General features: G+C 41.7%; 17 protein-coding genes and 1 tRNA gene. 10 read left to right on the forward strand and 8 right to left on the reverse strand.

Annotation, left to right across the window (positions count from 1 at the left end; genetic code table 11):
- The first annotated feature begins 339 nt into the window (after positions 1 to 339).
- Positions 340 to 4,119: a hypothetical protein gene (locus tag K9J17_02530; protein MCF8275585.1), complete on the forward strand. Its 3,780-nt coding sequence runs from the start codon at positions 340 to 342 to the stop codon at positions 4,117 to 4,119.
- Here K9J17_02530 and K9J17_02535 read toward each other — a convergent pair.
- A complete protein-coding gene (locus tag K9J17_02535; protein MCF8275586.1) occupies positions 4,100 to 5,278 on the reverse strand; it encodes a type IV secretion system DNA-binding domain-containing protein in 1,179 nt (392 codons plus the stop codon). The genes K9J17_02530 and K9J17_02535 overlap by 20 nt on opposite strands.
- 104 nt (positions 5,279 to 5,382) lie before the next feature.
- Between K9J17_02535 and K9J17_02540 the strand changes: the two genes are divergently transcribed.
- From K9J17_02540 to K9J17_02565, 6 genes are all read left to right on the forward strand, one after another.
- On the forward strand, positions 5,383 to 6,018 hold the full coding sequence (locus K9J17_02540) for a hypothetical protein (GenBank protein ID MCF8275587.1): 636 nt from the start codon (positions 5,383 to 5,385) through the stop codon (positions 6,016 to 6,018).
- Between the two features lie 88 nt (positions 6,019 to 6,106).
- Positions 6,107 to 6,538: a JAB domain-containing protein gene (locus tag K9J17_02545; protein MCF8275588.1), complete on the forward strand. Its 432-nt coding sequence runs from the start codon at positions 6,107 to 6,109 to the stop codon at positions 6,536 to 6,538.
- A gap of 205 nt (positions 6,539 to 6,743) precedes the next feature.
- Positions 6,744 to 7,100 (forward strand): hypothetical protein, encoded by a 357-nt coding sequence (locus tag K9J17_02550; protein ID MCF8275589.1) that lies wholly within the window; start codon positions 6,744 to 6,746, stop codon positions 7,098 to 7,100.
- Between the two features lie 384 nt (positions 7,101 to 7,484).
- Positions 7,485 to 9,182 (forward strand): hypothetical protein, encoded by a 1,698-nt coding sequence (locus K9J17_02555; GenBank protein MCF8275590.1) that lies wholly within the window; start codon positions 7,485 to 7,487, stop codon positions 9,180 to 9,182.
- 588 nt (positions 9,183 to 9,770) lie between these two features.
- Positions 9,771 to 9,977, forward strand: a complete 207-nt coding sequence (locus tag K9J17_02560) for a hypothetical protein (GenBank protein ID MCF8275591.1) — start codon at positions 9,771 to 9,773, stop codon at positions 9,975 to 9,977.
- Between the two features lie 102 nt (positions 9,978 to 10,079).
- Positions 10,080 to 10,370, forward strand: a complete 291-nt coding sequence (locus K9J17_02565) for a hypothetical protein (protein ID MCF8275592.1) — start codon at positions 10,080 to 10,082, stop codon at positions 10,368 to 10,370.
- A 388-nt stretch (positions 10,371 to 10,758) separates the two neighbouring features.
- Here K9J17_02565 and K9J17_02570 read toward each other — a convergent pair whose 3' ends face one another.
- The 5 genes from K9J17_02570 to K9J17_02590 form a co-directional block, all read right to left on the reverse strand.
- Positions 10,759 to 11,595 (reverse strand): hypothetical protein, encoded by an 837-nt coding sequence (locus K9J17_02570; protein MCF8275593.1) that lies wholly within the window; start codon positions 11,593 to 11,595, stop codon positions 10,759 to 10,761.
- Complete coding sequence (locus tag K9J17_02575; GenBank protein MCF8275594.1) at positions 11,555 to 12,019, reverse strand: hypothetical protein; 465 nt, start codon at positions 12,017 to 12,019, stop codon at positions 11,555 to 11,557. The genes K9J17_02570 and K9J17_02575 overlap by 41 nt, the downstream gene beginning before the upstream one ends.
- Positions 12,012 to 13,439 carry a type IV secretory system conjugative DNA transfer family protein gene (locus K9J17_02580; GenBank protein MCF8275595.1) on the reverse strand — a complete coding sequence of 476 codons (1,428 nt, stop codon included), beginning with the start codon at positions 13,437 to 13,439 and terminating at the stop codon, positions 12,012 to 12,014. Before K9J17_02580 ends, K9J17_02575 begins: the two co-directional genes overlap by 8 nt.
- A 164-nt stretch (positions 13,440 to 13,603) precedes the next feature.
- The gene (locus tag K9J17_02585) at positions 13,604 to 14,377 is read right to left on the reverse strand and encodes a hypothetical protein (GenBank protein MCF8275596.1); all 774 of its coding nucleotides are present in this window, start codon (positions 14,375 to 14,377) and stop codon (positions 13,604 to 13,606) included.
- 2 nt (positions 14,378 to 14,379) lie between these two features.
- Positions 14,380 to 15,480, reverse strand: a complete 1,101-nt coding sequence (locus tag K9J17_02590; GenBank protein MCF8275597.1) for a hypothetical protein — start codon at positions 15,478 to 15,480, stop codon at positions 14,380 to 14,382.
- Between the two features lie 485 nt (positions 15,481 to 15,965).
- Here K9J17_02590 and K9J17_02595 point away from each other — a divergent pair, with 485 nt between their 5' ends.
- The gene (locus tag K9J17_02595; protein ID MCF8275598.1) at positions 15,966 to 17,717 is read left to right on the forward strand and encodes a hypothetical protein; all 1,752 of its coding nucleotides are present in this window, start codon (positions 15,966 to 15,968) and stop codon (positions 17,715 to 17,717) included.
- Positions 17,718 to 17,772: 55 nt separating this feature from the next.
- Here the strand turns inward: K9J17_02595 and K9J17_02600 are convergent, their stop codons facing one another.
- Positions 17,773 to 20,361 carry a T9SS type A sorting domain-containing protein gene (locus K9J17_02600; GenBank protein ID MCF8275599.1) on the reverse strand — a complete coding sequence of 863 codons (2,589 nt, stop codon included), beginning with the start codon at positions 20,359 to 20,361 and terminating at the stop codon, positions 17,773 to 17,775.
- A gap of 84 nt (positions 20,362 to 20,445) precedes the next feature.
- Between K9J17_02600 and K9J17_02605 the strand changes: the two genes are divergently transcribed.
- Complete coding sequence (locus K9J17_02605; protein MCF8275600.1) at positions 20,446 to 20,670, forward strand: helix-turn-helix domain-containing protein; 225 nt, start codon at positions 20,446 to 20,448, stop codon at positions 20,668 to 20,670.
- Between the two features lie 164 nt (positions 20,671 to 20,834).
- Here K9J17_02605 and K9J17_02610 read toward each other — a convergent pair.
- Positions 20,835 to 20,907: transfer RNA gene (locus K9J17_02610), tRNA-Met, on the reverse strand.
- A gap of 108 nt (positions 20,908 to 21,015) precedes the next feature.
- Here K9J17_02610 and era point away from each other — a divergent pair.
- Positions 21,016 to 21,888 carry a GTPase Era gene (gene era / locus K9J17_02615; protein MCF8275601.1) on the forward strand — a complete coding sequence of 291 codons (873 nt, stop codon included), beginning with the start codon at positions 21,016 to 21,018 and terminating at the stop codon, positions 21,886 to 21,888.
- Position 21,889: the final 1 nt, after the last annotated feature.

A 21,889-nucleotide genomic window follows, 5' to 3' on the forward strand; every position in this document is an offset into this window, starting at 1 on the left:
ATATTATGTTAATAATACTTCCAGTATACTAGTTTGCTTTTTTGACATATTTTCACTACTATTCAATACATCAATGGTCATGATACATTTTAAAAACAATATAATCCCAAGTCAGAACCTTATCTCATAAGGCTTATTTGACGTTCTATATATGGCACTATCTATAGGAACGCCCAGAACACAATCCGACACGCTGACAGTGAGAAAAACATTGTTCCTTTCGAAATCAAAGTACCGTTACCACCGCCACTTCAGCGAGGTGTCGATTATGGGTTTAAATAGAAGGAAATCGGTTAACTTGGTGGCGGTGGTAATTATTTATTCTTAAGTTCTATTACTATGAGAATTATTGATCGAGACGATATAAAAGCTTGGGGTAAATCATTTGGATCAAAAGGCCAACTACCTGTTCTCTTAGCGAAATTATCAAGAGCCACATCAGGGTTCTCTACTAGAATACATTTCCCATCTGGCAGTGCGGTTACGACTTCAGGATTTGACGGAATCGTAGATTGTACCGAAGAACACGCCTATGTTCCTGAGGGTCGTTCTATCTGGGAATTTGGAACTGAGCCTGGACCAAAAACCAAAGCCCAAGAAGACTACGACAAGAGAACGACTAATCCCAGAGGTCAAACTTTGTCAAAATGCACTTTCGTTTTTGTTACTACTGAGCCTTGGGTGGATAAAGATGTTTGGATTGAGGAAAGGAAAGCAGATGGAGTTTGGGAGGATATTAGGGTGCTGAATTGCAATGACCTTGAAGAATGGATTGATTTGGCCCCTGCCGTTGGTCGAGAATTCTATAAACAAGTAACTGGTGCTTCTATTGACGATATACTTACTGCAGAAGAAAGTTGGAGAGAGTTCAGTACTGGCCCGTATAAACTTAGCTGTGAAATGCTAACAGCTGGTCGTTTGCACGACTCTACTCAGATTGACACTTTTTTGGCTGGAAATCCAGGTATTTTAGCCATAAAGGCTTCATCAAGAGACGAGGCAATAGCCTTCATAATTGCATCTGCATTTCAGTTCAGTGATACAGTCAGGTCAAAGGCATTTTTCCATAAATGTCTTGTGGTAAGCGACCCACGTCAATTTAGGCAAATGGCAAAATCAGGAAAAAAATTAAACCTAGTTGCCAATTTTGAAGACTACAGACCCATTTACACTGCAGTGGAGGATGGTCATCACGTCCTAGTTCCACTTGGAGCAGATGATAATTTCAATCCAAACCCAGATTTACTACCCCTTCTTGATGGTGTTATTTTGACCGAGGAGCTAGTGAAACTTGGCATTGATTATGATCAGGCAAGACGATTCATTAAAGAATCTGCTAACAACATTACACTTCTTAAAGAACGGCTTGGATTTCCACCTTTAAATGTAGACTGGAATAAAGCAGAGTTTGCAACTGATTTACTTGCAGCTTTAATTGTTGGGAAATGGAACGAGGAGAGCAGTGGAGACAAGAAAATTTTGGAAACCATTTCGGGGTTGCCATACGAACAATATGTACAGAAGCTATCCAGATGGAAATCTGACCCAGTTCCTCCAATTATTCAAATCGGAAGTACTTGGAGAATATCGTCCCCATTAATCGTTTGGAGGAACTTGGCAGAGTACATTTCCCATGAACATATGGTGTCTTTCAAAAAGGCTTTCGAAGAGGTTCTGTTGAATAATAAGCCAATTGAGGTTGACGTACCAAATCACGCTTTCACCTTCTTTTCAAGAGAATACATGTATTCCTCAGATTGTAGAGAGGGATTATGTCAGTCAATGATTTTAGTTGCACTATACGGGGTTGGGCTGAAGCTATTCAGTGATGGAGATTCTCAATCATGGGTTGATGAAATTGTTGCTCAGATGTTGGATAGAGCAGATAGCCAACTTTGGATATCACTAGATAGAATAATGCCGTTAATCGCTGAAGCATCTCCGGAATCATTCATCCAAGCGGTTTTAGACTCGTTAAATTCCTCAACACAATCTATTATGGGCATGTTTGAAGAGGTGGATGGGATCATATCCCCAAACAGCCATCACACAGGTCTTCTTTGGGCTTTGGAAGGGTTGGCATGGATGCCAGAATATATTTCCGATGTCGCCATTATTTTAGCCAAGCTTGCTGCTCTTGACCCAGGTGGAAATCTTGCCAACAGACCGGACAACTCATTACGTGAAATCTTCAAACCATGGCACATTCAGACTTTTACTTCGCAAGAAGATAGATTAGTGGTATTGAACAGAATAGCTGACAGTGTTCCTGAAGTTGGTTGGAAACTCCTCGTGAGCTTACTCCCGAAGTTCCACGATATGGGGCAACCAACTCATAAACCACGGTGGCGAATGTTTGAGAAGTCATTTAAGGTCCTAACCACTTATGAAGAGCTATACAGCACCCACACTAGAATTGTAAAACTCCTCATAGATAGGGTCGGAAAATCTGAAGACCGAATTGCCAATCTCCTTGAAGAATCTGACAACCTTGCTCCTGCTGACAGAGCAATAATCATAAAAAAGGCATCTGAACTAGCAGGAACACTGGATGAAACAAATCATTTAGTGTGGCACACGTTGCGTAAGCACTTATCTCATCACAGATCACACCCAGATGCCAAGTGGGCATTATCTGAAGCAGATCTGCAACCGTATGCTGAGTTGTATACAAAATACTCACCTGGTGAAGGAGTAGATAGCATCGAGTGGTTATTTGCTGAACATGGTCCAAGTTTTGCGGATTCGAAGGCGTATGACTCATTAAACTTTTCTGATTCCCACAAAGAGCGTGAGGAACGAATTTCTCAAGAACGAATTAAGGCTTTAAATGCACTTGTAGAAAGTGACGGTTTTGATTCCATAAAAGAGCTCAAAGAGCGTCTTGAGGATGGTTGGTATCTCGGTCAATCTCTAGCACAAGCTTATTTGACAGACAAGCAAGAATATCAGATTCTTGAGGAATATCTGGGGATAGAAACAAATGATCGTTTTATTTCTGGCTATATCTTTCACAGCGCAAGAGAAAAAGGAACAGATTGGGTTACAAGGACATTTGAGCAGCTAGAACAAAAGGGCCTAGACCCTGATAAGTTAGTCTCATTCCTGATTTCAGTGGAAAGTACTCCAGACTTGTGGAAATACATAAACTCTTTGAAAGACGAGGTTGTTACTGGCTATTGGAAACACATGAGGCCAGTTCTTCATGAACTAAAAAAAGAGAATGCTGAATATCAACTGAATAAGTTGATACTAGTCCAACGGCATGCGACTTGTATACAAGTGGCTTTTTACCACCGAGAACATATCCCAACTAAAGTCATTTTTGAGGTTCTACATAGTGCAGGTTCAAGAACCCCTGATGAAGCATTTGGTGGTCGGAGTTATGAGATTGAACAGCTTTTTACAGAGCTTGACGTAAGAGGTGATATTGAGAGAGATAAGTTGATTCAACTTGAACTTCTGTACTTACCGGTTTTAGAGTCGTATGGAAACAATAGAAACCTGAAGACCTTACACGAGGAGTTAAGTTCGAATGCCGAATCGTTCATTACGGTTTTGTCGTGGCTATATAAGCCGGAAAGTGACGAGCAAAGAGAGTTAGAGGTGAAAGATGTTGACGATAAGACTCTTTCGAATCGAAGCATGGCTGCATACAGAATCCTCAGCTCTTGGAAATTAATACCGGGAAAAACTGATGACGGTGTTGCTGAAGCCAAGTTGATAGAGTGGATCGAACAAGTGAGAGAGCAAGCAAAAGCATGTAGTAGACTAGACGTTGCCGATTCACGTATTGGTGAAATTTTAGCAGAATTTCCACAAGGAAAATTTAACGGCTGGCTGCCTGATGGCTTATGTAAAAAACTTGAAGGCTATGAAAGTGAATCTATACTAAGAGGACTGTCAAGAGCTCTATACAACCAACGCGGCTCCTCTAGCCGAGGTGTTTATGCTGGCGGTGAAATAGAACGAGGTCATGCCGACTACTTCCTTAAGCTTGAAGAATATCATCAAGTTAAGTATCCTAAAATTGCTTCAGTATTTAGGCAGCTCCGCACAGGATACCTGAAACAAGCGAAGAAAATGGATGACGAGGCGGTTAGAAACCAACTGGATTGATGCTCAAGGTATAACTGCTAAACGGTTTTGATGGCTTGCCATCTATCATCAAGGTCAAGTAAATGTGGTAGTTTGGGAGTGACATGAAATCAATGGGTTCAAATACAGGAGACATTTTCTTTGCCATATAGTCCGCATCAAAGGCATCTACTCTGAATGAGATATGTGTTCCAATGTTTCCCAATACGGCATTTCTAAGTTCAAGAGGTAGCTGATCCATGTATTGGTGAGCCATAACCATCCCTACTTTAAACTTTCGTAGTTCTGAGAGCATATTGACCAATGAGAGAGTCGTGAAATTTTGGAATTCATCAAGAAAAATATGGAATGGAACTCGTTCGGATTCTTGCTTGTCGACACGGCTAAAAGCTGCTGATGATAGGGAAGTGAGAAGTACCGCACCGAGGATATGGGCCACATCTTCTCCAACTGCTCCTTTTGATAGGTTGACCAAGAGGATTTTCTTTTCATCCATCAAAGACCGAAGAGATATTCTGTCCTTGTTGTCCACCAATATTCGTTTGATGGCAGGATATGCAAGCATCCCTCCTACCTTATTCAATGCAGGAAGTATGTCGTAGTATGAATACCGAGGAAACTCCTTAGTCCAGAAGTTACGTACCTCAGGATTCTCCACATGTTCCAAGGCTTTCTTTCTGAATTCCTTGTCCATGAGCATGGTTGAAACTTGGGAAATATCAGCTTCTGGTTGATCAAGAAGAGCGAGAAGGGTGAATCTCAAGATGTGTTCGAGTTTTACACCCCACGCATCAAACCAGAGCTTCTTGAGGGTTTCTAAAATTGAAGATGCTACAAGCGCTCGTTTCTCATAACTGACCTTTCGAAGTGGATTGTACCCAAAGGATTGATTGGGGTTGGTGACATCGATATAGACCACATCATTCTTTCGATTGGGTGGAATCTTTTGGAGTATTCGGTTCACTAGGTCACCATGGGGATCAATGAGGCAAAAGCCTCGATTGTGGATGGCGTCCTGGGTCATAAGGGTTTCTAAAAGGGTACTCTTTCCCGTACCTGTTTTCCCAATGATGTATGTGTGCAAAAGGCGGTCAGCCTGCTTGATTCCAAAAGGAACACCTGCGTTTCTGAAGGTGGTTTTTGCGAAATAGCTTATGTCTCCATTTCCACTGTTGGCCATACTCAAAGTATCTCAGGCAACACATTCCTGAAACAGTAGGGAATATATGCTATTGCATATTCTGACTTCTAGTAAGTGCTCAAGCATTAGAGGACAATTCGGGTATGAGAATACTCGAACTATTCGCTGGAAGTCGTTCAATAGGAAAGGCAGCAGCACAACTGAACGTAGAATCCTTCTCGACTGACATAGAAGGATTCGAGGGTATTGATCTAGTCAAGAATATTCTTCATCTCAATCCGGAGGATATTCCTTTCGTTCCTGATGTCATATGGGCATCTCCACCATGCACCACGTTTAGTGTTGCAAGCATGTGGAGACATTGGAAGAAGGTTGATGGGCGATATATCCCACAAACAGCTAAAGCTATTGAAGGCCTCAAAATTGTTCGCAGAACCCTTTGGCTTATCCGTGAATTTCAGAAACTGAATCCGAACCTTGTTTGGTATCTTGAGAATCCACGAGGAGCGTTACGGAAAATGCCCATGATGCAGAACCTTCCAATCAGGCACACGGTCACGTACTGTCAGTATGGAGATTTTAGAATGAAGCCTACTGATATTTGGACGAACAACCCTCAGTGGAAACCAAGATCTATGTGTCGACCAGGTGCCTCTTGTCATATTTCAGCACCACGAGGAAGTCATACGGGAACGCAGGGCATGAAGAACAGTTTTGAGCGGTCGAAGATTCCTCATGAACTGTGCTTGGAAGTGGTGGATTCTGCGACTTCTCTATGACATATTTTCACTTCTGTTTGGCCTCTTTCGTCAGAACTACAATGAGTGAAAAACAATGGTAAAACGAGATTCAATTAACCACGTAGTTGTGAAAGAATTAGAGATTCAATACGAACGACCAGCATTTGATTCCATGAAGAAAATAGCGGATTCTAAAGATTGTGAAAAGTTGTTTAGGGCAGTATTTAACCCAAAGACAATAGATCTGAAAGAATCCTTTTGGGTCGCCCTCTTGAACAGGGCAAACCGAGTACTTGGAGTTTCAATGATTGGTATGGGTTCCGTATCAGGATGTACAGTCAACTTGATTGAAATTTTTCAACTCGCAATCAATACGAATTCATGCGCCATAGTTCTTTGTCATAATCACCCATCAGGGAATGTAAAGCCAAGTCAATCCGACATGGCTCTTACACAGAAAATCAAGGATGGATGCAAGCTCTTTGAGATTGTGTTGCTCGACCACATCATCTTAACACGGGAGTCATATTCCTCTTTTGTCGATGATTGTATCATGTAATCGCTTCTTCACCCTTACTGTGGCTAGTCCAACGTTGCTCGGTCTTTATGTAAGATTCTGTTTGGTCCTGCTCTGAATTGAACACTCTCCATTATGGACGTTGCACGAAATGCGCAAGCAATGCTGGCTTCGCTCATTCCTACTTGCACTCTATTTCTATCACAAGTCCGCGGTACGGCTCGATTATCAATTAAGCCAAAGCAATATGGACACAAAAACAAAATCACACATTACAAAGACACTTAAAGCAATCGTTCTGGATGAGCCAAACTCAATAAGGGGTGCGGTTGCACAAGAAGCACTTGATTACCATGACCCTGTAGAATTTTTCAATGACCTGCTTTCACACGGATGCGTGAGTGGTATAGTGAGCTCTCTGATCTACTACAAGGACACGCATGCTTTCTTCGATGTTCATTATGAAGAAATCGAAGACTTGCGAGTAGAATATGTAGAGAGCATAGGGGAATCACTTATGGTGAAAGGCGACATGAAAAATTGGTTCGCATGGTTCTCTTTTGAAGAAACTGCGCGATCTCTTTCTTGTGAGTTGGGCATATAAAACCGGAACTAAATCTGAAAAGCACTTCAAATAGAAGAGCTTTTTTATTTATGATTTTAACCAAATCTCATTCACTTGAATAGGTTAACTAGTTTATAAATATTGTATCCATTTCTCCATGCAGTGTTTTGTCGTGTTATGGACATTATTTAGGTCAATCGAAACCAAATGAGGAATGATAAGAACCTTATAGTTCTTGGTTAGGTGGTTGAAATTTCCTTTCATCGTAAAAAATTCAAGTAACCTGATTGATTATAAGTTCACTTCGCTTCATCCGGGATTTGATGTTGATAAAAAGCCAGTCAATTGATATTTGTTGTTATGAAAAAGTCATTTGTCTGACTATTTTTCCGACATTAATTTAATTGTAGCAAGATAGTTGACATGTCTAATATTGATGTTCGAAAGTTTGACAGAGCCTCATTGGCTCAAGCAATTGCCGATTGCAACATGTCAATTACCGGCAAGGAGGTAAATGAGGATAAATGGTTCAGTTACCTCTTCTCATACCTCTCTTATCCCAGTGCTGGTTTCAAGGCTAAAATATTCATTATCGAACCCAATTATGTAAGCGAGGCTTATCTAGGTGATTATTTAAGCCATTATTCAACAAAGTTCAAGGAATATCCAAAGTTCACCTACCGAATTCATTTTTTTGACAGCAATATAGACGCAGAAACTTTATCTCATGATTTACTTCACTCGGATGATAACGAGAAGTTAGATAAATTTTGGGAGAAATGCTATATAGGTTATACCGTAATTAAACCAGTTACAAATTCAATTTTTGGTGCTACATTACTTAAACCGTACGAGGATAAAACCAAAATTCTGCGAAAGTATCCAGTAACTACGCTCGAAGAAATTCATTTTCTAGGGCGGACGATTAAAATTCGAGCACTTGGTTATCAACAACAAGATGTTTCGGTCGGTGTATGCGCCACAAATTCGCTGTGGTGCGCTTTTCATAAAACTTCACGACTTTTCGGGACAGATTTACCATCTCCGCATAACATAACCAAATCATCATTATCCAGCACAGGAATATTTGATGATTTTGAAAATGCGGAACTTGGATTGACTTTTGGTCACATAGCTCAAGCTATCAGATCTCTTGGTATGGGATTAGACAGGTTGTATTCAGGGGTGGGTTCCGTGGGCCTTGATCATCCTACACTGAGGAAGTATGTATACGGATATTGTAAAGCGGAAATACCGGTACTGTTAGGGTACCAAAGAAACGATTCATACCACCTGGTAACTATTTGTGGATACCGACTTTCGTCATCTGAGAAAGTTTCTGATGGTCGCGGTGAATTTGTTGAGTTTGCGGATCGAATTGACCGCTTATACGTTCATGATGACCTCATTGGGCCGTACGCTAAAATGACATTCGAAAAAGAGTCCCTGACGTTGATGAAGAGAAACGATGAGGGTAAATTAGTACCAGCGTCAAAGACCGTGGAAACCTTCACCACTCACTATATAGATGGGATTCCGCATTTTAACACTTGTATCCCCAATATGCTGATTATCCCACTTGACAAATCGATATCAGTTAAGCTAGAAGAAATAAGAAAAAGTGTACGGAAATTCCATAAGTTCTTTGTTCAAATCAACCTTTCTAATCTTGAACTACTAAAGAATTCTCAATGGGAAATTTATCTTCAATCTGGTATTGATTATAAAAAAGAATTCAAAAATTCGGGGAAAACTAACACCATTTCTAAGATCATGGGTGCATCGTTTCCGTTGTACGTCTGGATTGGAAGATTAATTCATCAAGGAAAACCAATCCTAGATATTGTATATGACGCTTCTGATGACAACAACAGCTTTTGTTGTTTCCAATTCAATGTATTTGACGACGAGCATAAAGCAATATTCTATAACTTCATTCTGATGGAGTTGAGGAAAAATCGAAACGACTCAGAATCTAAATTACCTCAGAAACAATCAAAGGATTCATTAAGCAGACGGCATATCAATTTCATGATATTAGCACTTATCTATGATGGTCTAGAAATGCAATATTATGGTAAGTTCAATTTAGCAAACCAATTAGTTGACGAAATAAGGTGAATTTTATCGACCCAAGCACGCTTAAGGACACTAAATCGCTAGAAACCCAAATGGGATTGAGCCTGAGCCATTATCGTGAATTAGAATCGCAAATAAATGATCTAAGAGGACTGTCAAAATATCATGTCGCATATGTCACGCTGACAGGTTACTATTTAATTTCAACAATTTCGGAATTGAAATTGCTTCTGTCCAACCTTCATAACACAACTGTTCTTTTAGGTGAGGTCTACGTAGTTGTTGTGCTTTTTATGTTCTTGTTAATTTCAATTTCAGTCTCCTCATTCAAACTGATTTTGGTTCTTCGTCCGATTCACCTTCATGATGCCCCGCCACCCTCATATCGTTTTGACAATTTTAAAATACTAGTTAAAGACAAGTGGACTGAAACCAAAGCATGGAACATTTCAACTTGTAAGTTTATTAAAGAGATCGATAAAGTGTGCGTCAAGAACAAACTAATAATCGACAACGTTCATACTCAACATAAACTCTTTGTAAATTGGGCCATTGTGGTCATGGTTGTAGGGTTTGTATTAATGACGACATTAACTATTATTGTTTAAACTATTTCAAGGACTTGAATCAATGGAGAACGAGGAAAGCAATTCTAATTTGATGAACACCCCAAATAATTTAGGGGATAAGGATATGGGACTACCGTCCCAAAATGTTGAGACCTCAAACGATATTGGTAAGTATGAGTACGTTATGATAGGTGGCAAACTGCAACGATTACTAAAATATGATGGCGGAAAGAGATACAAAGGACTGGGTGATAATGAAGATAAATGAGTGTGTTATATCCGTTTAGTTATCTCAATCAAAAAGTTTTACATTTGCAGACCTTTTTTAGGCATGGTACAATTCTTGACAAGAAATTGAACAGTATATAAAATGAAAGATTTAGTATTATCAGGTACTTACCAGGATCATGTCGATTTAGTCAAGAAGAAAAATGAAACTCGAGATTTTGAGATTGAAAGTACGTGGTGGGATGGAGACATCTTCTGCGGAAAGGTCTTGACAAAATCAACGGGACAGGTCGCAGTGTACAAAATTGACTACAGTGATGGACTTTCTAATCAACTAAAAGAAAGGTCTTCATTCAGTTCTAAGAAGAACTTAACGCCGGAAGATGTCGTGAGACTACTTGGTATTAGATTTAACGCTACAAACGATGAGTGAAATTCGTTGATTACGTAGTTCATTAGCCACCTACACAATACTTGTAGGTGGTTTTTTATTTACACATGTATCCCTATAATGGATGAGTGGTATGCTAATATAATTGACTTAGATATTTTTTTGCCTTTTTTCTGGAATCACATTTCGCTGTTCACGCAGTAAGAACGGCTTCCTATTCTTGTTCTAAAATTGATATAATATTCATCCTAAAAACCTTTATTCATAGTTGTTTCAACTATCTTGTCATCTATGATAGGGATACGTGCGTTTATTTAACTACGTTTTGCAAGATTGCTGTTTACTGAAAACTTGAAAGTATTTCATTTAACAGCCATCTTGTCGGGGGAATCCCCGAACCCCTTTTTGCAGGTCGGAGACCTGTGGATGACTAACGCTCAATACCAAAGCGGTCATCCAGTGGTCGATTTCTCAAGGAGGCAAGCTCAATCGACCTTTCACTTTCAAGCAATAGTCCTTGTATCCGTTCTTGGTTTACACCAAGTTTATTAAAGCGAAAGCGCCTTCCTTCGTGCTCTACTCCGTAGAGTTTTCCACCACGATAGTATGGCTCATACTGATTCTCCTTTAAGTTGTCGAACCAATCATCCAAGCCATCAGCTTGTTCTAAGGAAGAGGAAAGAAAGTTGCGTATGACCTCTCGATGAAAGACACCGTTTCGGAGCTTTATTTGGTATTCCTTGTCTGAAGCCTCAAGCTGCTCTCTATGCTTCTTGCCATGATCCGCGAGGCTACTGTAGTGCAATTCAGGGAAATTAATCTGTTGGTACAATTGCAATTCTTTCTTCATGTCTTGGAAAGACTCAATACTCATTCTTTTGTTCTTACCCGTAAGGTCAAGAGGGGATTCAACCAGATGTAAGTGATGATGGTCTGCATCATGATGTGACACGATGAGGTATTTTGAATCCAAGCCTCGAAGAGAAACGTATTTGAGCGCCATGGCTTTCAGTACTTCTTCATCCACATGTTTAGAGTCGTCCGGTGCTAAGGCAATCACCGTGTGTATGAGCTTGATGTTATGTTTATGATGAAGTTGCCGGAGTTTCTCATTGTCCTCGAATTCTTTCACCCAATCTTCGATTGATTGGCCTTTCAAATTCCATGGAATAAGAATGCCCTTGTCACCAAGGGCATCTTCACGCATCACATACGATATCAGCTGCTTATACGATGCCAATTTCCGAGTGAGCGTCTTGAGAATCATTCTCTAACTTTTTGATAAGCTTTTCCATATCACCAATCATCTTTTGCAACATGGTTTTCTTTGTCTCGTCCAGTATGTCGCCCTGAATCAGGGTCAATACTTGAAGTGAGGTGGAAAGGGTAGCCACAACTTCAATCGTTGAGAATTCTAACATCCGTTTTTGGTTCAACTCTGATAAAACCAACGTCTTAAGATATGTAGAGAGACCTTGGCCGAACCTATTACTCTTTGGGACAATGCTTCTCATCTCCTTATCGGTGAATTCCAAGGTGACAGGCGTGAGATTCTCTCTGCGCTCACGTTGGTACTCTCGCAGATAGACCTTTCTAAATTCAAACCTGAGACGATCCTTCGTATCTCGATCAGCGTTCATGGCTCCTTTCATCTCAAGATAATCCCAGAAATTGATTCCTGACTTATACATCGCTCCCAGTATTTGAGTTCAACTTGTCGAGGTCGAGATATGGTATGTGCGTTGGAAGGTGACCCTTGAATTCAACAGGAGGCATCTTCGCATATTTGCTGTATTTGCTGTACTTGTAGTAGGGGGCCAATCTCACTAGCATTGGACGTTTAGAACCACTTGTCAGAATTCCCATGTCGGGGTCGAGGTGCATGAGTTCATCGACCTCCTTTGCGTTCTTAATGACCTTGTGACCTTTGTCGTCTTCAAATTGCCATTTTCCTAATCTTCTGGAAAACTGTCCTGCTAAATCCTCCGATAACCGTCCGAAGGCTATCAGGTTATTTGTGTTATCAAGAATGGTTGTGGCTGAGCCATGATATGTCGTTTGAAGTTGTGCCAAGCTTTGGCAGGCATAGAGGAGCATCACCCGATTTGCCCTACAATTTGAAATGAAAATTGGAAAAGAGGGCACGTACACGGATCCGAATTCTTCTAAAATCATGAGCAAATCAAGTTCTTCCTCTTTGGGGTACTGACTCAATATTTCATCAAATACCTGCTCGAAAAAGCAACTAACAAGAGGCTGGTAATATGTGTCCAGTCCACTCTCAACGAATAGTACCGTTTGAGTGGTTCGAAGGGCACTGAGATCAATATCATCCCTTCCAGTCACTGCATTTACTATTGGATCATTGAAGATTTTTAGCGTTGCTAACACTGTACTTATAACATTGCTTTGAACCTTAGAATCTTGGGCGATGAAGGCTTTGTAAGCGTTGTACACCTCAGGATTATCAATGGTGCTTCGAGCTACGAAACTGTCGACCTGCTTAGGGTTCCCGAGCATTTGAGCGAGCAACTGATTTGTGTAGCCAAGTGTCCTGTATTGCTCGGCCATCAAATCCTGTATTCGCCAGAGTAGAACGCAGAGGTTCTGACCTGAGTTTCCCCAGAAATCGTGATCAGATTGCTTGCCGAAAAGGGCATGAGCCAATTTGTATTTGGCTGTGATGCTCGTTGCTCGTTTCAATGGGTTGTAGCCTAAGCTGTCCATTGAGTTGAACCTGAGAACCTCTACCTTATGTGTCATAGCAAGAAATCCGCTAGACTTCGTTCGTAATTCTCCTTTGGGGTCGAGGACCAGCTTCGATGTCGTATCACTCTGAAAAAGTGATGGTAATAGCACAACACTTGACTTACCCCCACCCGACCCTGAAATCGTGGCAGAGGAACGGTAGCTTGCACTTTTGGAGAGTTGCTTGTTGATGCCAGCTATGGCAACTCCTGTGTTCCACATGGAAATCGTTCCTAAACTTGAATCGAAGTTTCCTTGAAGTTCCTTGCTTCTCTGATCACTAGGTAGCAATGCAAAGAGTACAAGCAGTGCAATGATGGCACCGATGAGCCATAGATTGAATAACAGTATTGCTAAATCCATTGGTTGAGTTTTTTTAGTTCGACATTCGTTTGATGAAAAGGCCAAGGCTTTCTATAAGGAAGCCAAGAGCTTGAAGAAGAAGACAGATCAGCCATAGCAGTAACCGAAGTACTGCTATGGCGAAATCTCTCAGGTAGAGAAGGAGGTGTTTTTGCTGCATCACTTTAGAATTTGAGATGCGTGTCTTTGGCGCGGATCACCACCCTTGCTCCTTGTTCCTCCAATCTTCGTTTGAGGAACTCCGAGCGGGTACGATAGGACGTTTCTTGATTCTGAGTTGGGCGGTAGATGAAGAAGATATGTATGCCTTTCAATTCAAGTTCTTTCGCACCCGGAATCTCATCCCAAACTAACCTGTCGTCTTTCTTCATCCTTTCAAGTGAGGGACTAGCATCCAGCCAATTCCGTTCATCATTGAATTCAGCCAGGTCTGAGAACACTATAAGAGCGCGGTCGTCCGTGGGGTAATCACTCAGACTTTGTAATTCTTGAACAAGTGAACGAATGAATGAGGTTCGGTCGTACCCAATCCGTTCGGACATGACCTCCGATATGGTAGAGGATACTCCCAGTTCAAACTTCTCAATCTGACCCCTTCGGTATTCCTCATCCTTATGTCCCTCCCACTCTGTGGTGCTCCATTCTCCGATGATGCGGTAGGCAGGAAGTTCCAGATGTATCCTGTCCTCAGTCAGGATATCGGTCACTGGACGAATGACTACTCGTCTTGACTGTTTCAATTCATCCATACTGAACTCCAATTCAACGTGCTCGCTGTCGGCGGAAAGTTGGAACTCATTTGTCCTATCAAGTAAATAGGTTCTCCGATGAGTAGGGACTTCTCCGTGGTATGAAAAGATGAAGGATCCTGCGATAGCTAGCATGGCCACGAAGGCACATGACCCAAGTATTGCGAGTATTACATGTTGCGTTTTCATAATCAATCGTTTTTAGTGGTTGTGAAAAATGTCCGGTCCTCAATTCCGAAAAGAGGCTCTGGCCTTACTGCGGTGAAGCTGTCATCGATGCGTTCGCCTTTGTTGCTTCTGCCTTTCAGGTAGAGTGTCAGAAATTTTGAATGGGTTGACCGATGGTGATCTTCCAACATCTGGAACAATGCTTCAGCCTCACTCCTATCCAATTCTCCTTCCACCGCTGATTCGACCAACAGGTTTCTCAGTTCCTGTTGACGGGCTTCTAGCTGTTGCTTTTTCTTGCGCAGTTCGGCTGTCTTCTGATGGTCATGCCATCTTTGACGGCTCACTTGGATTTCTCCTCGGATAGGTTCAGTGAGGTAGTGAGAAGCCCATATAGCCCCGAAGAAAAAGAGGCTCAGGGTCACGAAAGCCATCTCTCCTGAAGTCTCAGTAATTCCTGAGTTTGCCAAGGTTTGAAGGCGTAATTTTGCGACCATCATAAAAAGGCCTGTCATGGTAAGTAGGGTTGTTGCCATGATTGCCACTTTCCAAGTAAGTTTTTCAGTCCGTTTCAGTAATCGGGTCAGCAACTGAATAATGACCAGCTTGGATATATTGAAACCAATCGCCAAAAACAGCGCAACAAGGTAGAACAACTTCAAACTTGAGAAGGCAGACGCATCAAACGCTATTTCGGTGAGAACTAGCAGGTAGCTAAGCCAAGACAGCAGTCGCTTCGATAGCGATACACTATCTGGCGCGGTTTTTCCAACATTAGGATCATTGCTTAGTCTGTTGTTAACGTCTTCGAGATCAGCACCTGTTTCTTTCATCTCGTTCTCGTAGCTCTCAGTTCTCAGTCGTTCTATATCCCTGTTGGTAGGGTTAATCCAACCATGAACCATCTGTAGGAGCTTTCTGTACTCGTACCTGAGACCTTGCAGGTGGATGGTGAGCTCTGGAACACTTAATGGAATCCTGGACTCTGCCTGTTGTAATGCGTTCCGTATGGCTTCTTCTCGGACGTGTTCTGCCTCGTTAAGTAATTCTTGCTTGTGTGCCTCTTTTAAGGCCTTACGTTTCTTTGATTCCTCCTCATGGAATCGATATTCATTCGTTTTCATCGTTTTGAGTTTTTAGAATTAACAGGTGATTTATTGGATTGTGTAGTTGTTGATTACGCTCCATCGGGAGGGTCTCTTACCTGTTCAGTCCGAGCCCTGATCGTTTCCTGTAGGCATGCAGAAGCTTGGCTTTCCGACAAGCCATTGGAGACAAGGGTTTGGAAGAAGCGTATAGCGTGCTGAGCGTCCTTGATGGGGACATGGAGATTCTCAGTCGAAGTGCTTGACAACTTTGACTGGTCTATGTTAGACTTGTTGTAGGTCGGGGTTTCCCGATGACCGAGAAGGTCTCGATTAGTTCTTTTTGTCATTTGTCGGAACTTTTTCAGGCTTTCAAAGTCGGTCGCATCTCGTAAATGCGGCCCTTTTTATTGCCTGGGTTCGGGACAAAGGTTATTTCAGGTTATTCCAGAGAGGCACTAATCAGCTGGGGGGTGTAACTTTTAGTCAGTATCGTTTAATTTTATAGCATCGGCCACCTTTACATGGAAATTTCCAGAGCGACATTACTTGATTTACTTACCTCAAAACAATGGAAGGCCAGAGAAGCACTGGACAGGTTTACGTACAATTTTTATTTAAGAGACATTCTGAAACCTCGGCTGGAAGATTCAAAGCCACAACGGATTAATGTGGGGAAGCTTTGTGTATCAAGGGCGGAGCTAGGAAAACTTGTGGAACATATTGAAGTGTCTGATTGGGGAGAAACCATGTTTCATTGGGTGAAGAATGTCACCATCCCCAACCTGACGACCTTAAAGTTTATTCATAAGTGGTTTAGCAACGGGATTGAACTTCTCACCTATAATCAGTTCTCCAAACAAACAGATCTTTGCTGTAAATACTTTGATGACAATCTAGAGGAGTACGTTCAGCGCATACAGTCGGACAGAGTGTGTCCGTTTACATTCAATGATGTTTTTTCATACGGAATTTCACTCAATTCAAAGGTTCTTGGTAGTAGCAATAAAGCTGGTGATGATGACGGGAGGCTTAAGATCATTACAATTCTCGTTGGGTTGTTAATTGAAAATGGCAGAGCAAGTGCGGGGGAATTGAGCCTGTATTCCGCAGAATTTAAGTTAACTCGGTTACTAAGAAGTAAGCGACTTGATAAAGAGAGTAACCTAGAATTAAAGAGTGAGATTTCGCGATTAAAATCGTTTCGAGTAAGCTCTGCCTCTCAATTCACGACAAGGGAATTCGTAGTGAAGTGGAAGGTGCTCCTGACGCTAAGCACTGCCATCTTCGTGGCACTTATGGCGTATACGTATCGTTCCAACTTCGGATTTGCCGGCTCCGATGTCAGTCTACCAGGTAGTTCCATGTCCACTGTCGCGCTTCCACGACCATTTTCGGATACGTCAGCTCTACTCGATTCTAATTTTTGGGATTCTTATGAAGGCATTCTTCACACCAAAGAATACTTTCTTCGCGAGGATTTTTGCGACTGGATGGAGGGTCTTGAGAGCTTGAATACTCTTGAAGACAAGCTTTACTATATGGACAGTATTGTTAAGGTAAAACCGTTCTCACCCCGTGCTTTTGGAGAAAGAGCGAACATAAAATTTGAGATGAACTCATTTGATGAAGCTTTGAAAGACATTCAAATTGGAATTTCACTCAAGCCATATATCATTTGGGAATACTATATTAAAAAATCGTTCTTTCTCGGAACAAAAGGTCAGAAATGGGAGTCTCTCGTTTGTCTTGATTCCACCATGATGTTCCTACCCAAAGAAACTACGGACTCAATCAGAGCGGAATGTTACCTACTCCGAGCCTTAGCACGTGATAACCTGTCATTTTTAGATTCAGCTATTGCAGACTACTATCGATCTCTCCAACTCTACCCAGACAAACCAATCGCCTATTATAAATTGGGTCGGGTAAATTTGGAAAACTCTGAATTCGAAAGTTCAATTGGCAACTTTCAAACACTTTTAAAGGCACACCACGAAGGAAGACCATTGGATGATGTCAAATTAGAAGACATATATTCGTACGTAGGGCTGGCATTTTATCAAATAGCCAGATATTCTACGGAAACGACAAAAAACAGGGACGCACACATTAATTACTCAATAATGTACTGTGATAGTGCGCTAAAGCTGAATCCTCAGAATATAATGGCCTCTAACACGAAAAAAAATGCAAAAGACTTGTACAAAGGATTAGTTCCTTTTATGGATCCCTTGAAATTGAGAAAATCGCGCGATACGCTCGGGGTAAACTAGAGTTGGGGTGAACTCAAAATTGACTACTAAGCTCACCCCTAAGATTACACGATTATTATCGAATCAGAATCAGTCTCTCATATTGGACCTGAGCCCCTTCATAGTACACTTGCACGATATACATTCCTTTTCCAACGCTAAATAGGTTTACCGTTTCAACACTTGCTCCAAAACCACCTGAAGTAACCAATCGGCCAAGCTGATCAGTAACCTCATATCGAATAGGGTGGGAATTGCCCGAAGTTTGAATAGTGAACATTCCTGTTGAAGGATTAGGATAAATGGATAATCGGTTATCCATCTCATTCGCCTGAACTGATGTTACATCAACAAGTTGGGTTTCGGAGCTACAAATAGTATCTGTATCACAAACGATACATCCTGTAGCTGTTACGACATATCCTGTCTCAAATGAGGCAAACGTGTGGGAAGGGGAAAAGCCTGTTTCAACTGGTGATGAATCACCAAAATCCCATTCTACATAATCAAATTGTCCTGCGTTTGAGAGTTCAAATTCGACATACAATGAGTTTGATATATAGCTATGAAGAGGCCACTCAATGATTGGTGTTGGTGCTTGATTTGATATGACAGAGACTAACACATTATCGATATTGGTACACCCCGTATTAATGTCTGTAACTTCTACGCTGTATTGTGTATCGGTGCTAGGTGAGGCATTCGTTGAACAATTAATTGGGTTTGCAAGACCTGTGGTGGGCGTCCATGTGCAACTAGATGCTGTTGTGACGCTCGTAAGGGTAGCGCTGTCGCCAAAACATATAGATACATCTGAACCCGCATTAACCGAAGGCAATGGAATCGTGGTAACGGAGGTCGGCATACTAGAGGTTTGGCAACCGTACTGATCAGAAATGGTGACCGAATAATTGCCAGATGTTGAAACCGTGAGATTTTGAGCTACTCCATTTCCAGGACTCCATGAATAGCTGTATCCTGACGGGGCAGAAAGAACGACTGAGCCACCATTACAGAACTGTACAGGTCCATTTGCTGAAACTGTCGGAGTTGGAGGTAACGCGTGCACGACAATCGGTCGCGTGGCTTCTGCTGAGCAACCTGTTGCATTAATGTATTCATAGGTAATGATGTGTGTGCCAACACCTGCGGTTTGTGGGTTAAACGAACCGTTTGTCACACCTGTTCCTGAGTATGTTCCACCAGTTGGAGAACCTCCTGAAAGTTGAATTGGATTGGCATTGATACAGATTCCATTGTATGGGTTTAGGGCGACTACAGGCGGTGTGCAGTACATGAGAAGAATTCCATCATCATTCGTTGCGTTTGAATTGCTCATTCCTCCTACTCGAAATGTTCCGCTATTATCTACATGGATAAACTTCGCAATGTCTGAGTTTCCATCCGGTCCATTATATGGAAGATACCACTCGACATTTCCGTTGGTGTTGTCCAAGCTAAAAGTCCCAATATCATTAGTTCCTTGAGCCGTACTAGTTACGGTTCCGTATACAGAAGAGTACGTTTGATTATCTGGAAATAACGCTTCAATTACATCCGTTCCTGTTCCAACAATTGAACGGAACCAGCTATATGAGTAGTCTGAATTAAAGCAGAGTATAAATCCATCAAGATCAATTCCATTGGTTGGGTCAGCATCATAGCTTCCTGAAACGTAAATCTTGCCAAGGCCATCGACAACAATATCAGTCACGTGGTGCTCATCAACTCCAGCATCCCAGTACCAATAGAATTCATAGGTAATAGTGCCATTTATACCTGCATTTCCAACCTTGTACACCTGAATGCTATGTGAAATGTTCTGATTGTCTATGATACCTTCAGCGGCAATGAATACCTCCTCAGAAGAGGTCATGTAGGTAGCGCGTGGTCGTATAATGTCCGAGACGGAATTAGTTGAATAGCCGAAAGTAGGGTTGCCGCCACTCGAGCTGCGAGCCTCAAGTTCTAATTGGATGCTATATGGACCGCTGGGTTGTGCCGAGTGAGACGAATCTTCGCTTACGAATACCATATTTCCATTATTGAAAAATTCAACAAATCTCGATGTCTTATCATAACCCCCTTGGTTGATTTCAGCGTTTATTAACTGTCCGTTCTGATTCAGTATGATGAAAATAGCGTCTCTATCATTAAAGCCCCCATCCGTTTCACCAGCTAGGGCAATACGCGTTCCGTTATTAGAAACAGATACGGAATTGGCTTTGTCAACACCACTTACGATACCGTCATACACGTAATCCCACAAAAGACTTCCGTTGGTTGGGTTGAGTTTAAATATCACGGCATCCTGACTTGTTCCAGTGTTGGTGACTGTTCCAATGCAATACACGTTTGACTGACTATCAATCTCGATGTCAGTCCCGACATCGGTTTGATTTGCAGTTCCATTGTAGCGGTATGTCCAAACGATGCTTCCTTGATTGTTAACCTTAGATACGATGATGTCATAACCTGTTCCTTGACCAATTGATTTTCCAATCAAATAGCTATTTCCAGCCCCATCAACTTCCATATCAATCCATTCATCCTTATTGTTGATTAATTGGTTGTTGTATTTGACTTCCCAATTAAAGACTGGTTGAGCAGAAACAAGACTTACAAATAGGGATAATGCTACGATTAGTGAGAATCTATGTGTCATGGCGTATATTTTCAAATCGAAACTACAAAAAGTAGGCCGAAATATCAGCCTAATTTATCAGAAGGTGCTTCTCACCTTTCGATAATGACTAAGATTCGAGACGAACAACTCCTACAGGCTTTCGGTGAGCGTGTTAGAAGCTTGCGTATTGAACGGAATCTTTCTCAATACGAATTAGCGGACACAGCAAACATTAGTCGGAGTCAAGTGAAGGGAATTGAAAAAGGGGATATTAATCCATCCTTATGTACCATGGCCGTCTTAGCAGACGCATTCAATATCACTACAAGTGAATTGACAGACTTTTAGCTTACTCGCAGAAGATGTCATTCACATCGAGTGAAGGGGTATCACAGATTTTCTAATCGACAGTGAAAAGAAGGATTCTCTAAACTGCCTCATGTTTTACCTATGTTTTACCAAGCAAAAAAATAAGGCTTCCAGATTTCTCTGAAAGCCTTATTCTCACTGTGTTGCGGGAGCTGGACTCGAACCAACGACCTTCGGGTTATGAGCCCGACGAGCTACCAACTGCTCCATCCCGCGATATATCTTCTGGCGCTGAAGTTGCTTTAGCGCAGCCTGTTTTTCTAAGGGGCGGCAAATATATAATTTGTTTCTTTGCTGACCAAATTTTTCACACTCCATTTCCAAATGTCGCACAAGGCCGGATTCGTAAGCATCATCGGTAAGCCCAATGTTGGGAAATCTACACTGATGAACGCACTCATTGGTGAAAGGCTTTCTATCACCAATCCGAAAGCTCAAACCACGCGCCATCGAATTTTGGGCATTTGGAACAACGAGGAGAATCAGATCGTTTTTTCAGACACTCCTGGAATTTTGGATCCAGCATACAAATTGCAGGAAAACATGATGGCTATCGTGCATTCTGCTATCAAAGACGCAGACGTTCTGCTTTATTTGGTGGAACCTGCAGAACCTTTTAACGAAACCTTGATTGAACAGTTGCAGACCGTGAAGTGTCCTGTCATTGTCGTTTTAAATAAGGTTGACCTTAGCTATCAGGAAAAAGTTGAAGGCAGGATAAACGAATGGAAGGAGAAATTGCCCAACGCAGAAATCCTTCCTGTGTCAGCATTGCATCAATTCAACACGGCATCGTTGATTGAAATGATGACACAGCATTTGCCTGAACATGCGCCCTATTACGATAAGGACGAATTGACAGATAGACCAGTTCGATTCTTTGTGTCTGAGATCATTCGAGAGAAAATACTCAAGCATTACAAAAAGGAAATCCCCTACTCTGTTGAAGTTGTTGTAGAAAACTATACCGAAGAGGAAAAAATGGATCGGATTCAAGCCACGGTTTTCGTGGAACGGGAATCTCAGAAAATGATCCTTATTGGTCAAGGCGGAAAGGCCATAAAGCGAATGGGTACTGATGCAAGGCGAGACATTGAAAATTTCGTTGGAAAGAAAGTGTATTTGGATCTGACGATCAAAGTGAGAAAGGATTGGAGAAGTAACGACCGAGACTTGAAAGAATTCGGTTATTCATAGA

The sequence above is a fragment of the Flavobacteriales bacterium genome (genome assembly GCA_021739695.1).
Lineage (GTDB): Bacteria > Bacteroidota > Bacteroidia > UBA10329 > UBA10329 > UBA10329.

Coding starts and splice junctions, on each gene's coding strand:
- K9J17_02560 (MCF8275591.1), top strand. CDS start 9,771: ATGGAGAACGAGGAAAGCAATTCTAATTTGATGAACACCCCAAATAAT.
- K9J17_02565 (MCF8275592.1), top strand. CDS start 10,080: ATGAAAGATTTAGTATTATCAGGTACTTACCAGGATCATGTCGATTTA.
- era (MCF8275601.1), top strand. CDS start 21,016: ATGTCGCACAAGGCCGGATTCGTAAGCATCATCGGTAAGCCCAATGTT.
- K9J17_02530 (MCF8275585.1), top strand. CDS start 340: ATGAGAATTATTGATCGAGACGATATAAAAGCTTGGGGTAAATCATTT.
- K9J17_02575 (MCF8275594.1), bottom strand. CDS start 12,019: ATGTATAAGTCAGGAATCAATTTCTGGGATTATCTTGAGATGAAAGGA.
- K9J17_02570 (MCF8275593.1), bottom strand. CDS start 11,595: ATGATTCTCAAGACGCTCACTCGGAAATTGGCATCGTATAAGCAGCTG.
- K9J17_02585 (MCF8275596.1), bottom strand. CDS start 14,377: ATGAAAACGCAACATGTAATACTCGCAATACTTGGGTCATGTGCCTTC.
- K9J17_02535 (MCF8275586.1), bottom strand. CDS start 5,278: ATGGCCAACAGTGGAAATGGAGACATAAGCTATTTCGCAAAAACCACC.
- K9J17_02605 (MCF8275600.1), top strand. CDS start 20,446: ATGACTAAGATTCGAGACGAACAACTCCTACAGGCTTTCGGTGAGCGT.
- K9J17_02595 (MCF8275598.1), top strand. CDS start 15,966: ATGGAAATTTCCAGAGCGACATTACTTGATTTACTTACCTCAAAACAA.
- K9J17_02540 (MCF8275587.1), top strand. CDS start 5,383: ATGAGAATACTCGAACTATTCGCTGGAAGTCGTTCAATAGGAAAGGCA.
- K9J17_02550 (MCF8275589.1), top strand. CDS start 6,744: ATGGACACAAAAACAAAATCACACATTACAAAGACACTTAAAGCAATC.
- K9J17_02580 (MCF8275595.1), bottom strand. CDS start 13,439: ATGGATTTAGCAATACTGTTATTCAATCTATGGCTCATCGGTGCCATC.
- K9J17_02590 (MCF8275597.1), bottom strand. CDS start 15,480: ATGAAAACGAATGAATATCGATTCCATGAGGAGGAATCAAAGAAACGT.
- K9J17_02600 (MCF8275599.1), bottom strand. CDS start 20,361: ATGACACATAGATTCTCACTAATCGTAGCATTATCCCTATTTGTAAGT.
- K9J17_02555 (MCF8275590.1), top strand. CDS start 7,485: ATGTCTAATATTGATGTTCGAAAGTTTGACAGAGCCTCATTGGCTCAA.